Annotated in this window: 11 protein-coding genes; 6 read left to right on the top strand and 5 right to left on the bottom strand. The window is 69.0% G+C overall.

Annotated elements, in window-relative coordinates:
- Positions 1-130 precede the first annotated feature (130 nt).
- Positions 131-1,933 (top strand): phosphogluconate dehydratase, encoded by a 1,803-nt coding sequence (gene edd / locus ACJASC_RS07715; protein ID WP_021695005.1) that lies wholly within the window; start codon positions 131-133, stop codon positions 1,931-1,933.
- Here edd and ACJASC_RS07710 read toward each other — a convergent pair whose 3' ends face one another.
- Complete coding sequence (locus tag ACJASC_RS07710) at positions 1,934-2,458, bottom strand: hypothetical protein (protein WP_415144930.1); 525 nt, start codon at positions 2,456-2,458, stop codon at positions 1,934-1,936. It abuts the gene before it with no gap.
- Between the two features lie 182 nt (positions 2,459-2,640).
- Between ACJASC_RS07710 and eda the strand changes: the two genes are divergently transcribed.
- Complete coding sequence (gene eda, locus ACJASC_RS07705) at positions 2,641-3,282, top strand: bifunctional 4-hydroxy-2-oxoglutarate aldolase/2-dehydro-3-deoxy-phosphogluconate aldolase (RefSeq protein WP_415144928.1); 642 nt, start codon at positions 2,641-2,643, stop codon at positions 3,280-3,282.
- Between the two features lie 22 nt (positions 3,283-3,304).
- Here eda and ACJASC_RS07700 read toward each other — a convergent pair whose 3' ends face one another.
- Both ACJASC_RS07700 and ACJASC_RS07695 read right to left on the bottom strand, forming a co-directional pair.
- Positions 3,305-3,571, bottom strand: a complete 267-nt coding sequence (locus tag ACJASC_RS07700) for a hypothetical protein (protein WP_415144926.1) — start codon at positions 3,569-3,571, stop codon at positions 3,305-3,307.
- Positions 3,568-6,354 carry a [protein-PII] uridylyltransferase family protein gene (locus ACJASC_RS07695; protein WP_415144924.1) on the bottom strand — a complete coding sequence of 929 codons (2,787 nt, stop codon included), beginning with the start codon at positions 6,352-6,354 and terminating at the stop codon, positions 3,568-3,570. Before ACJASC_RS07695 ends, ACJASC_RS07700 begins: the two co-directional genes overlap by 4 nt.
- A gap of 189 nt (positions 6,355-6,543) precedes the next feature.
- Here ACJASC_RS07695 and ACJASC_RS07690 point away from each other — a divergent pair, with 189 nt between their 5' ends.
- The 3 genes from ACJASC_RS07690 (at position 6,544) to ACJASC_RS07680 (ending at position 8,516) form a co-directional block, all read left to right on the top strand.
- On the top strand, positions 6,544-7,017 hold the full coding sequence (locus ACJASC_RS07690; RefSeq protein ID WP_021695009.1) for a DUF2852 domain-containing protein: 474 nt from the start codon (positions 6,544-6,546) through the stop codon (positions 7,015-7,017).
- A gap of 91 nt (positions 7,018-7,108) precedes the next feature.
- Positions 7,109-7,570, top strand: coding sequence for an RDD family protein (locus ACJASC_RS07685; RefSeq protein WP_415144922.1), 462 nt, complete (start codon positions 7,109-7,111; stop codon positions 7,568-7,570).
- Positions 7,571-7,676: 106 nt separating this feature from the next.
- Entirely contained in the window at positions 7,677-8,516 is an 840-nt protein-coding gene (locus tag ACJASC_RS07680) for an arginyltransferase (RefSeq protein ID WP_415144920.1), read from the top strand.
- Between the two features lie 10 nt (positions 8,517-8,526).
- On the opposite strand, the gene ACJASC_RS07675 is transcribed toward ACJASC_RS07680, so the two are convergent.
- Positions 8,527-10,176: an alpha-amylase family protein gene (locus ACJASC_RS07675; protein ID WP_415144918.1), complete on the bottom strand. Its 1,650-nt coding sequence runs from the start codon at positions 10,174-10,176 to the stop codon at positions 8,527-8,529.
- A 114-nt stretch (positions 10,177-10,290) separates the two neighbouring features.
- Entirely contained in the window at positions 10,291-12,168 is a 1,878-nt protein-coding gene (locus tag ACJASC_RS07670) for a PhoX family protein (RefSeq protein WP_415144916.1), read from the bottom strand.
- Positions 12,169-12,347: 179 nt separating this feature from the next.
- Here ACJASC_RS07670 and ACJASC_RS07665 point away from each other — a divergent pair, with 179 nt between their 5' ends.
- Positions 12,348-13,295 carry a YihY/virulence factor BrkB family protein gene (locus ACJASC_RS07665; protein ID WP_021695014.1) on the top strand — a complete coding sequence of 316 codons (948 nt, stop codon included), beginning with the start codon at positions 12,348-12,350 and terminating at the stop codon, positions 13,293-13,295.
- Positions 13,296-13,344: the final 49 nt, after the last annotated feature.

Here is a 13,344-nt window from a genome sequence, read left to right as displayed (position 1 = left end):
CCCTGCCCCGGATCGGCGGGTTCTGACGCAGGGGCGCGTTTTGCGGCCCCGCCCCCGGCGTGGTGGTTGTTAGCGCTAACGATCCATGGTAACGCCGGGCCGACCCCGATCTTTCGACAGGAGCTGCCAGATGGCCCTCAACCGCACGCTCGAAGCCGTCACCGACCGCATCCGCGCCCGCAGCGAGGGCCCGCGTCGGATTTATCTCGACCGCATGAACGCCGCCGCCGCCGAAGGCCCGCGCCGCGCGCATCTGACCTGCGGCAACCAGGCCCATGCCTATGCCGCGACCGGCGAAGACAAGGACGCGCTCGCCACCGGCCGCGCCCCCAATATCGGCATCATCACCGCCTATAACGATATGCTCTCGGCGCATCAGCCGTTCGAGACCTATCCCGCGCTGATCCGCGAGGCGGCGCGCGCCGCGGGCGCCACGGCGCAGGTCGCGGGAGGGGTTCCGGCGATGTGCGACGGCGTCACCCAAGGCCAGACCGGAATGGAGCTGTCGCTGTTCTCGCGCGACGTGATCGCGCTCTCGGCCGCCGTTGGCCTGTCGCACAACGTGTTCGACGCCTCGGTCTATCTGGGCGTCTGCGACAAGATCGTGCCGGGCCTCGTGATGGCCGCCGCGACCTTCGGCTATATCCCGGCGGTGTTCCTGCCCGCGGGCCCGATGACCTCCGGCCTGCCCAATGACGAAAAGGCCCGCGTGCGCCAGCAATTCGCCAGCGGCGAGGTCGGCCGCGACGCGCTGATGGCCGCCGAGATGGCCTCCTATCACGGGCCGGGCACCTGCACCTTCTACGGCACCGCCAACTCCAACCAGATGCTGATGGAGTTCATGGGTTTGCATCTGCCGGGGGCGAGCTTCGTCAACCCGAACACGCCGCTGCGCGATGCACTCACGGTGGCCGGCACCGAACGCGCCGCACAGATCACAGCTCTCGGCAACGAATTCACCCCCACCTCCGACGTGCTCGACGAGCGCGCCTTCGTGAACGGCATGGTCGGCCTGATGGCGACGGGCGGCTCGACCAACCTTGTGCTGCACCTGCCCGCCATGGCGCGCGCGGCGGGGGTGATCCTCGACCTCGAGGATTTCGCGGAGCTGTCGGCGGTCACGCCGCTGATGGCCAAGGTCTATCCCAACGGTCTGGCCGACGTGAACCACTTCCACGCCGCCGGCGGCCTCGGCTACATGATCGGCGAGCTTCTGAACGCCGGGCTGCTGCATCCCGACACCCGCACCGTCGCGGGCGAAGGTCTCGAGCTTTATACCCAGGAGCCGAAGCTGGCCGAGGGCCGCGTCACCTATGCGCCCGGCACGCGCGAGACGCTCAACGACAAGATCCTGCGCCCGGCCTCGGACCCGTTCCAGAAGACCGGCGGTCTGCGCCAGCTTTCGGGCAATATCGGCCGTGCCGTGATCAAGACTTCGGCCGTAGCGCCCGAGCGCCACGTGATCGAGGCCAAGGCGCGGGTGTTCCACGATCAGGAATCGGTCAAGACCGCGTTCCGCAACGACGAGTTCAAGGACGACACCATCGTCATCGTCCGCTACCAGGGGCCGAAATCGAACGGCATGCCCGAGCTGCACAACCTGACGCCGACGCTCGCGGTGCTGCAGGACCGGGGCCTCAAGGTCGCGCTGGTCACCGATGGCCGCATGTCGGGCGCCTCGGGCAAGGTGCCGGCGGCGATCCACGTCACGCCCGAGGCCGCCGATGGCGGCACCATCGCGCTGGTGCAGGACGGCGATCTGGTGCGGCTCGACGCGACCGCGGGCACGCTCGAGGTGCTGACCAGCTTGGAGGGCCGCGAGCCTGCTCCCGCCGATCTGTCGGGCAACGGCAACGGCGTGGGCCGCGAACTGTTCGAGGTGTTCCGCCAGAATGTCGGCGGCGGGGCCTACGGCGCGGCCGTGGTCGTCTGATCACTCGGCGGTCGCGTGGAACTGCCCCGCCAGGACATGCGGCTGATCGGTGAAGGGCGCGGTGAGGATCGTGCCCGTCACCGGCCCGGCCAGCGCCCGGCCCCCGGCGCCGCGCAGCGGGCTGTCGATGGCGATGTCGAGGCGACGGGTCTCGCCCGCGAGCGGCAGCTCCGCGCCGAAGCCCGCCTCGACGGCGCCGCCACGTCGGCCGCCATCCTGCGTCAGGACCAAGCGGCCATTGCCAGGCACCAGCGGCAGCGCGTCGATGGCGACCGCCGCGCCCAGGAACTCCCCGGTGATGTCGTGAAGCCGCCCCTCGACGGGCTGCGTCGTGCTGCCGGGGGCAAAGTCGAGACCGAGCGTCAGCCCGCCCTCGATCCGCCCGGTGGGCGTCACGTCCGCCTGCCGGATATCGGCGACAAAGCCACCTTCGTAGCTGGCGCTGCCGCTTTGCGGCACGCTGCTGGAGGCAGGGCGCGCGGTGAGTACCCCGAAGGCCGCGCGGTCGAAATACGTCGGCGGCAAGGCCGCCTCCTGCCCGCCGCCGCCGCATCCGGCAAGACCGATGGCACAGGCAAGGACCCTTGAACCGCCATGCGCCATTGCCTTCCTCCTCCAGCCCCCTCAGGTTGGGCCAGAAGTCTTAACCACACGTTAACGGCGACTGATCCGTTACGTTTTCTTCTCAAAGTCGACAGGATCTCAACATGACCCCCGAACACGCCTCCGAACTGACCGCCAAGGTCTGCGCCCTCGCCCCCGTCATTCCGGTGCTGGTGGTCGAGGATGCGGCCCATGCCGCGGATCTCGCGCGCGCGCTGGTCAAGGGCGGGCTGCCCGCGCTCGAAGTGACGCTGCGCACCCCCTCGGCGCTCGACGTCATCCGCGAGATGGCGCGCGTCGAGGGCGGCGTCGTCGGCGCCGGCACGCTGCTCACCCCCAAGGATGTCGAGGCCGCCAAGGAGGCGGGCGCCACCTTCGGCGTCTGCCCCGGCGCCACCGACCGCATCCTCGACGCGTGCGAGGCCAACGACCTGCCGCTGCTGCCCGCCGCGGCGACCACCTCCGAGGTGCTGCGCCTGTATGAGCGCGGCTATACCGTGCAGAAGTTCTTTCCGGCCGAGGTCAATGGCGGCGTGCCCGCGCTCAAGGCGATCGGCGCGCCGATCCCGCAGGTGAAGTTCTGCCCCACCGGCGGCGTCAGCCTTCAGAACGCGCCCGACTACCTCGCGCTGCCCAACACGCTGTGCGTGGGCGGCAGCTGGGTCGCGCCGGGCGCGATGGTCAAGTCGGGCGATTGGGACGGGATCACCCGCCTCGCCGCCGAAGCCGCGCGTCTCACGCGCTGAGGCCGCCCGCGCGTGGCGGGTCTCAGCCCGCCACGCGCCCCGCGCGCCCGCCGCGCCGCCGCGCCGCCATGCCCGTCTTCAGACCCTCGGTCAGCACCTGCGTCATCGGATGCCCCTCGGGCATCGTGGCGTGCCGCTCCAGAAGCCGCCGGATCGCCTTGGCGCTCTGGGTGCCGTCGGGCAGCGACAGCGCCCAGTCGAGAAAGATCGAGCGGCATTCGCCGAGGCTGATGCCGTCGATCCTATAGGCCTCTCGCACCAGACCCTTGGGGTCGATCTCGTCGCTCATCGCGCCTCTCCCGGCTCCACGCCCCGCAGGGCCTTCGCGATCACCCCCTCTGCCCGTGCCGCCGCCGCGTCAAGGGCCCGCCGCAGATCGTCGAGGGTCTCGCAACCGCCCTCGCGCAGCAGGAGCCGCGCGCCGCCCTCGGCCGGCGTCTCGGGCAGCGGCCCGCCCCCCGTCAGGAGCCGCGCCACGCATTGCACCCGGCGCATCAGGTCCGCCGTCTCGCTCAGCACCGCTGCGCCCTCCTCGTCGATCAGCCCCGCCGCCTGCCCGCCCGCGATCTGCGCGGGCACCTCGCGGGTAGGCGATCCCGCGCGCAGCGCGAGGCTCTGGGCGAACAGTTCGACATCCTGCAACCGCCCCGGCCCGTCGCGCAGGTTCCAGCCGCCCGAGGCGGGCCGCGCCTCGGACAATCGCGCGCGCATCGCCGCGAGATCGGCGGGCACCGTGTCGCCCGCCGCCTTCTGCGCGATCAACGCGCGCCGGAACGCCTCGATCTCCTCGCCCAGACCGGGCTCACCGGCGATCGCCCGCGCCCGGGTGAGCGCGAGATGCTCCCATGTCCACGCCTCGTCCTGCTGATAGGCGCGAAAGGCGGGCAGCGCGGTCGCCACCGGCCCCTGCCGCCCCGAGGGGCGCAGCCGCATGTCGACCTCGTAGAGCCGCCCGTCGGGCATCGGTGCCGTGAGCGCGGTGATCAGCCCTTGGGTAAAGCGCGCGTACCATGTGCGCGCGGGCAAGGGGCGACGCCCGTCCGAGGCCTCGACCCCGTCCGCGTCGTAGATCACGATGAGGTCGAGATCCGAGGAGGAGCTCAGCCGTCCCGCGCCGAGCGAGCCCATCGCCAGCACCGACAGCCCGCGACCGGGGGGCGGGCCGTGGCGGCGCGCCATGTCGTCGATCACCACCGGCACCAGCGCCGCGACCACGGCCTCGGCCAGCTCGGCGTATTCCTGACCCGCCTTCCCGGCGTCGATCAGCCCGCGCAGGTGATGCACGCCGATCCTGAAATGGATTTCCTTGGCCCAGACCCGCGCCGCCCCGAGCCGCGCCTCGTGGTCGGGCTGGCGCGCCAGACGGTCGGAGAGGTCCGAGCGCAGCGCCTCGACGCCGGGCCAGTCGGCGAAGAAGCCGCCGCCGATCACCGCGTCGAGCACGCCCGAATTGCGCGACAGGTACTGCGCGAGACCCGGCGCGATGGCGCAGATATCCACCAGAAGCCGGGTGAGCTGCGGGTTGGCCTCGAACAGCGAGAACAGCTGAACCCCCGCCGGAAGCCCCGCGAGAAACGCGTCGAACTGCGCCAGCGCCTCTTCGGGGCGCGCGGCCTCGGACAGGGTCTTGAGGATTTCGGGGCGCAGCCTGTCGAAGATCTCGACCGCCCGGTCCGAGCGCAGCGCCGGATAGCCGGGCCAGCGCGCCGTCACCTCCCGGCCGAAATCGGGGGCGTCGGTCGCGGCATGTCCGGGGGCGAAGAAATCCTCGGTGAGCGCGTGGACCTGCTCCAGCCGCTCGGTCAGATCGGACTTCAGATCATCGAGATCGCGATCCATGAAGGCCGCGAGCCGCACGAAGCCTTCCTCCGACGAGGGCAGCATATGCGTCTGCTGGTCGCCGATCATCTGCACCCGGTGCTCGACCTCGCGATGCGCGCGGTAATGACGGGTCAGCTCCCCGGCCACATCCGTCTCGATCCAGCCCGCCTGCGCCAGCCGGTCGAGCCCCTCGACGGTGCCGCGCACCCGCAGGCTCGCGTCGCGACCGCCGGAGATGAGCTGACGGGTCTGGGTGAAGAACTCGATCTCGCGGATGCCGCCACGGCCGAGCTTCATGTCGTGGCCCGGCAGGCTCAGCGCGCCGCCAAGCCCCTTGTGATCGCGGATCTTGAGCCGCATGTCATGCGCGTCGCGGATCGCGTGGAAATCGAGATGCCGGCGCCAGACGAAGGGGCGCAGCGTCTCGACAAAGCCCGCCCCGGCGGCGAGATCGCCCGCGCAGGGCCGCGCCTTGATCCAGGCCGCGCGCTCCCATGTGCGCCCGACGCTCTCGTAATACTGCTCGGCCGCGGCCATCGACAGGCAGACCGGCGTGACGGCGGCGTCGGGGCGCAGCCGCAGATCGGTGCGAAACACATAGCCCTCGCCGGTGATGTCGCCGATCAGCCCGGCGAGCTTGCGGGTGACCCGCACGAGAACGGCGCGCGCCTCGTGCTGGTCGATGCCCTCGTAGCGGCTTTCGTCATAGAGACAGATGAGGTCGATATCGGACGAATAGTTCAGCTCGAACGCGCCCATCTTGCCCATCGCGAAGAGCACCATGCCCGCGCCGCTCTCGATGTCGGCCTCGCCCATGCCCGGCAGCTTGCCACGCGCGATCTCGGGTGCGATCAGCGTCTCGAGCCCGGCCTGCAGCGCGGCGTCGGCAAGCCGGGTGAGGCTGCCCGTCACCTCCTCGAGCGGCCAGGCCCCGCCCAGATCGGCCAGCGCCGCGATCAGCGCCACGCGCCGCTTGGCCTGCCGCAGCCGCGGGCCGAGCGCCGCGATGTCGTGGCCCCTGAGATCCGCAAGCTCGGCCGCGACGGCCGCTTCGGGATCGGCGCAGGCCCCTTCGAGCCAATCGCGCTCGCGGCCGATGAGACCGGCGAGATAGGGGCTGCACCCGGCGGTGCCGCCGATCAGTTCGGCGGTCGCGGGATCGGCCCAGCCGCAGAAGTCGCGGGCTTCGGCGGCCTTGTCGGCATCGAGGGGGCGCGGGGTGCGGCGCAGGCGCGAGGCGATATCGGTCATGACCGAACCGTGGCGCGGCGCGCGAGGAGCGTCAATCGCCGCCGGACGGGCTTTGGCCGGAAAAATGTTAAACCCGTTCACATGACCCCTTGAAGCCGCGCCCCGGCTTTCCCATCTGCTGTAATGTGAAAGGCATTCACATAACCCACCGGCCCGACAGACGGGCCCCTTCCGCGAAGGAGTTCCTCGATGTCCACGACCGATATGTCCCTGTCCCACCGTTTCGAGCGGTCGGGGATCAAGGAGTGGTTCGGCCGCGCCGAAGCATGGCTCGACGCGCGCGGCCGCCCGGCCTGGATCGCCGCGATGGTGCTAGGCTTCATCTTCGTCTGGCCGCTCGGCCTCGCCATTCTCGCCTACATGATCTGGAGCAAACGCATGTTCAGCAAATCCTGCCGCAACCGATCCGCCCGCGTCTCGCCCTTCGCGACGATGCGCTCCTCGGGCAACACCGCCTTCGACGCCTACAAGACCGAGACCCTGCGTCGGCTCGAAGACGAACAGCGCGCCTTCGAGAGCTTCCTCGAGCGGCTGCGCGAGGCCAAGGACAAGGCCGAGTTCGACCAGTTCATGGATGACCGCGCCGCCAAGGCCCGCGCGACCGGCGCCACGGACGACGACAACGGCAGCGATGGCGCCAATGGCGACAAGGACGCGGCCTGATCCCGTCCGACACCGCACGCATCACCTGCGCGGCCCCCGGCGGGGGCCGTCACGCTTGCGCCCCACCCGCCCTGCATGAGAGGATCGCGACATGACCGCCGCTCCGACATTCGCCGCCCGCCTGCGCGGCCTGCCAGACCCCGAGACCAGCCCCGCCTGCTATGAGGGGGTCGCGTTCAAGCGCGCCGTCGCGTGGCTCGTCGATGTCACCGTGATCGCGGTGATCTGCGCGCTTCTGGTGCCGCTGACCGCCTTCGTGGGGCTGTTCTTCTTTCCGGTGATGATGATGGTGGTTGGGTTCTTCTACCGCGTCGCCACCATCGCCTCGGGCTCGGCCACGTGGGGCATGCGCCTCATGGCGATCGAGCTGCGCGACGGCGACGACCGACCGCTCGACACCACGCAGGCCTTCCTGCACACCGCCGGCTACGCGGTTTCGATGATGATGTTTCCGCTGCAACTCGTCTCCATGGCGATGATGCTGCTGACCCCGCACGGGCAGGGCCTGACCGACAGCGTCCTCGCCACCACGGCGCTGCGCCGCCGCCGCTGAGGGTCTCGGTCCGGGCGGTTGCTACGCCACGACCTTTCGCAGGGGTCTTGGCAGCCGCCCGGTCGAGCGCTAGCTTTCCTCGGATCACGAGCCCGAGTGGACAGCCATGCGCCATACACTGCCCTTCGCGCCGCAATTCTATGTGACGGCCCCCCAGCCCTGCCCGTATCTCGCGGACAGGATGGAACGGAAATTATTCACCGCCCTGCAGGGCGATCAGGCCGAGCGGCTCAACGACTCGCTTTCCAAGCAGGGATTCCGGCGCAGCCAGAACGTGCTCTACCGCCCTTCCTGCGCCGAATGCACCGCCTGCCTCTCGGCCCGGATCGACGTGAACCGCTTTGCCCCCTCGCGCAGCCAGAGCCGCGTGCTGAAACGCAACCGCGACCTCGCGCGGCGCGCCACCTCGCCTTGGGCGACCGAGGAGCAGTACGCGCTGTTTCGCGACTACCTCGACAGCCGCCACGCGGCGGGCGGCATGGCCGACATGGACATGTTCGAATTCGCCGCCATGGTCGAGGAGACGCCGGTGCGCTCGCGCCTCGTCGAATACACCGACCCGAACGAGACGCATGACGCGCGCCACGGCCTGCGCGCGGTCTGCCTGACCGACATCCTCGATGACGGGCTGTCGATGGTCTATTCCTTCTTCGACCCGGCCGAGGACCGCCGCTCGCTCGGCACCCACGTGATCCTCGACCATGTGCGCATCGCCCAGGAGATGGGCCTGCCTTACGTCTACTTGGGCTACTGGGTCCCCGGCAGCCCCAAGATGGATTACAAGGCGCGCTTCGCGGCGCTGGAGCTCTATCGTGCCGGCCGCTGGCAGCCGATGGGCGACCGCGACGATTACGCCGCCGAGACGCATCCGCTCTCAGTCGCGCCGATCTCCGAGCAGGTGGCGCGCATCAGCCTGCCCGATACGCGCCCCGTCAGCACCGGTTGACTGCGAGGCGTCAGGCCCGCTCCCCGTCGATCCGGAACCAGCGGTAGCCATAGCCCGGCAACACGATCTCGTCGCCCGGCGCGAGAGGCTTGGCCGTCGCCTGATCGGGCCCGCCGAGAAGCGCCACCAGATGGCTCGCCCCCTCGACATCGGGCGCGCAGGTCACCTCGTCATCCGACAGGTTGTGCAGCGTCAGCACCCGCGCGCCGCGCCATGACGACACCAGCCCCAGCACCGCCTCGGGCAGGCCCTCGATCACCTGTGTCTCGCCCCAGCCGATCTCGGGACAGGCGCGGCGGCAGCGGACAAGCTGCTGCACGCGGGTGAGCAGGCTGTCCGGGCGGCCGCGCTGCGCCGCGACGCTGGTTTCGTGAAACCCGAGCGGACCGTCCTCGACCACCGGGCGCACCGGCTCCGCCTTGCCGCGCGTGAATCCCCCCTGCGGCTCGTCGGCCCATTGCATCGGCGTGCGCACGGCATTGCGCTCCGAAAGCGACAGATCCTCGCCTTGCCCGATCTCGTCGCCATACCACATCACCGGCGTGCCGGGCAGCGCGAACAAAAGCGACTGCGCCAGCGCCACCCGGTCGGTGTCGCCCAGCATCGGCGCGAGACGGCGGCGCAGCCCCCGGTCGTAAAGCTGCATGTCCTTGTCGGGGCCGAAGGCGTCGAACACCTCCCCTCGCTCGTCATCCGACAGCTTGTCGAGCGACAGCTCGTCATGGTTGCGCAGGAAGGTCGCCCATTGCGCCTGATCGGGCGCGTCGTCGGGCCGCGAGGCCAGCGCTTGGGCGATCGGCGCCGCCTGCGACCGGGCCAGCGCGAGAAACAGCGCTTGGTTCAGCGGGAAGTCGAGGATCAGGTGCATCCGTTCGTCGGCGCCGAACTCGCGACCGCCGAAATAGTCGGGCGCCTTCTCGCGCGGGATGTTGGCCTCGGCCAGCATGATGGCCCCTGCGCGCCGCCATGACAGGAAATCGCGCATCTCCGACAGCAGCAGCAGCGGGTCGCGGTCGGGCTCCTCGTCGAGGCCCTTGTACTCGATCAGGAACGGCACCGCGTCGATCCGGAACCCCCAGACCCCCAGTTCGAGCCAGTAGCCCATGATCTTGAGGATCTCCTCGCGCACCGCCGGATTGGCGATGTTGAAATCGGCCTGATGCGCATAGAAGCGGTGCATGTACCACGCGCCCGCCTGCTCGTCCCAGGTCCAGACTGCCTCCTGCACGCCGGGAAAGATGATGCCCTCGGTGATGTCCTCGGGCTTGTCCTTCGACCAGACGAACCAGTCGCGATAGGGGCTGTCGGGGTCGGATCGGGCCGATTGGAACCAAGGGTGATCGATCGAGCAGTGGTTCACCACCAGATCGACGATCACCTTGAGCCCGCGATCGGCGGCAGCGCGCGCAAAGCTCACGAAGTCGCCCGCATTGCCCGATCGCGGATCGATGCCGTAGAAATCGGTGATGTCATAGCCGTTGTCGCGGTTCGGCGTCGGATAAAACGGGTTGAGCCAGACCGCCGTGGCGCCCAACCCCTCGATATGATCGAGCCGGTCGGTCAGCCCCCTGAAATCGCCGACGCCATCGCCATTGGCATCCATGAAGGTCTCGACGTCGAGACAGTAGATCACGGCGTTCTTGTACCACAGGTCAATCATCGCGGGCTCCCTTTCCACGCCAGTTAGGCCGCGCGTCCGGCATGGCGAGACCGCGCGCCAAAAGGGCGGCCCGGATCGCTCCGGGCCGCCCCTTCAGGCCGATCGGCGGATCGATCAGCCGATCACGGCGCCGTCGGTGCGGCGGATCGCGACGATCGAGGAGCGCGGCAGCGCCTCCGGATCGGGGAAGTTCATCGGGTGCTGGATGCCCACGAACATGGTCTTCTTGTCCGACGAGAAGGTCGCGCCGGTGACCTCCGAGCCGCCCGGCCCGGTCATGAAGCGCGCGATCTCGCCGGTCTCGGGGTCGCCCACCAGCATCTGGTTGTTGCCCATGCCGGCAAAGTCGCCCTCGTTGCTGTCATCGCCGTCGGTCTGGATCCAGAGCATGCCCTGGCTGTCGAATTTCATCCCGTCGGGCGAGTTGAACATGTTGCCCGGCGTGACGTTGTCCGAGCCCGCATAGGCGCCGTCCTGCACCTCCGGGTTGCCCGCCATCACATAGAGATCCCAAGCGAAGCCTTCGGCGGCGTGATCCTCGCCTTCCGGCCGCCAGCGCACGATCTGGCCGTAATTGTTCTCGGGGCGCGGGTTCGGGCCGGTGGCCGGGGTCTCGTCGCCGCCCGCATTGGCCTTCACCGCGCGGTTCTTGTTGTTGGTGAGCGCGCAGTAGGCTTCGACCCGGAGCGGGTTCACCGCGACCCATTCGGGGCGGTCCATGGTGGTGGCCCCCACCGCCGAGGCGGCCTGACGGGTGTGGATGTGGATCATCGCGCGGTCCATGCCGGTGGCCTCGGGCGTCAGCGCCAGCCATTCGCCGCTGCCGTCCTCGTTGAACTTCGCCACATAGAGCTGACCCGCATCGAGCAGACCCGAGGTGTCGCCGCCCTCGACATAGGCGTCGTCCGAGACATAGCGGTAGAGGAACTCGCCACGCTCATCATCGCCCAGATAGACCACGACGCGGTTGTCGGCGGCGAGGGTGACTTCGGCGTTCTCGTGCTTGAAGCGGCCCAGCGCGGTGCGCTTCACCGGGGTCGAGGACGCGTCGGAGGGGTCGATCTCGACCACGTAGCCCGCGCGGTTCGGCTCGTTCGGGGTTTTCGAGATATCGAAGCGCGGGTCGAACTTCTCGTAATCATAGCCCGATTCCAGCTCGATCCCGTAGCGGTCGAAGCCCTCGGGGCGTTTGAGCGCGGCATCGGTCGAGCCGAAGTAGCCGTTGAAGTTCTCTTCGCAGGTCAGGTAGGTGCCCCACGGCGTGCGACCGGCGCCGCAATTGTTGAAGGTGCCCAGAGCCTCGGTGCCCGAGGGATCGGCCTCGGTCTTCAGCAGGTCGTGACCGGCGGCGGGCCCGGTAAGGCGCATCGGCGTGTTGTGGGTGATGCGGCGGTTATAGGGGCTGTCGACCACGATCTCCCAGCCATTCTCGCCTTCGGCCACCTCGAACACGGCCACGCCCTGCGCGTCTTGAATCTTGCGCACATCGGCCTCGGAAACCGGCGCGCCCTCGTCGTTCTGCGGCAGGTTGATGTCGAGATTGGCGTATTCGTGGTTCACCGCGATCACCTCGCGGCCGTCGATCGAAAACAGCTCCATGCCGTCGGTGTTCTCGCCGAAGGCGCGGGCCTGCCCCTCGACCGTGGTGCCGGTCTGCGGGTCGAAGGCGGGCGCGTCGGAGAACAGCGGATCGCCCCAACTCGCCACGGTCTTCCACTCATAGCCTTCGGGGACGTGGACGCTGAAATCGGTCTGCGCGGCTATCGGGGTGAAGGCGAAGCGCGAGGCGTCCTGGGCCAGCGCGGTGGAGCCCTTGAGCATGCCCGAGCCCATCACGGCGGCACCCGAGCCGAAAGCCACGAGACCCGACAAAAAGCCACGACGCGACACGGCGGCCTCGACCACGCGGTCGAAATCGGTGGTCTCGGGGGTCGGGCGGCGCAGCTCGTCGAGTTCGTCCCAGCTGATCTTGTTGATGTTGAAACGCTTCATGGCTTGTCCCTTTCCTCGGGGCGTCCCGGCCCCCTTCGCGGCCCTGCTAGACCGCCCGCGTGAATGCGACGCGACGGTTTTGTAAGAGTTTTGTCACAGCTGCCGATCGACGGGGTTCCGGGGGAACGAGGGCCGCGTTTTCACGTTGACGTGTCCAAGGACATCAGCGGAGGCCCCCGATGGCGCATGCGAAACCCTCAAACGCCCATCCCGGCGACATCAACAAGCCCGGCTGGTTCGCCACGCTCAAACGCGTCTATTCCGAGATCGGCGACGATCATGTCAGCCTGATCGCGGCGGGCGTGGCCTTCTACGGGCTGCTGGCGATCTTTCCGGGCATCGTCGCGGCCATGGCCATCGCGGGGCTGTTCTTCGACCCTTCGGCGGTGGTCGATCAACTGCAATCGCTCTCGGCCTTCCTGCCGCAGGATGCCGCCGACATCGTGCTGGGTCAGGCCAAGGAGGTCGCGGGCTCCGAGGAGGGCGGGCTCGGCCTTGCCGCGATCTTCGGCGTCCTCGTCGCGATCTACTCGGCCTCCAAGGGCGTGCAATCGCTGGTCGAAGGGCTCAACGTCGCCTTCGAGGCCGAGGAAAGCCGCGGCCTCGTCTCCTATTACCTGCAGGTGCTCGCGCTGACGCTGGGCATGATCGCGGGCTTTTTGCTGATCGTCGCCGTCGCCGCCGGACTGCCGCTGGTGCTCGGCGTGCTTCCGCTTGGCAACTCGACCGAGATGCTGATCAACCTCGTGCGCTGGCCCGTGCTCCTCATCCTCGTGGCGCTGGGCCTCGCCATCCTCTACCGCTATGGCCCCGACCGGGCCGAGCGTAAGTGGCGCTGGATCACGCCGGGCGCCGGTCTGGCCTGCCTCTTGTGGCTCGTGGGCTCGCTCGGCTTTGCGTACTACGTGCGCACCTTCGGCGGCTACAACGAGACCTTCGGCGCGCTGGGCGGCGTGATCGTGCTGCTGATGTGGCTGTGGCTTTCGGCCTTCATCGTGCTCATGGGGGCCGAGTTCGACAGCGAGATGGAGCGTCAGGCCAAGCATGATCCGCAGCCCGAGGACGCCAAGAACGACCCTTTGATGGACGACGCCAAGGCCGAGGCCGGCGGTCCGCCCGCCAGCTAGGCTTTGCGTATCGACCGCGCCGCGCCCCGTTGGTGATAATAAAGTTACC

It is taken from the genome of Limimaricola cinnabarinus (genome assembly GCF_047631075.1).
Taxonomy (GTDB): Bacteria; Pseudomonadota; Alphaproteobacteria; order Rhodobacterales; family Rhodobacteraceae; genus Limimaricola; species Limimaricola cinnabarinus.
This window is presented reverse-complemented; position numbering and strand designations above follow the sequence as displayed.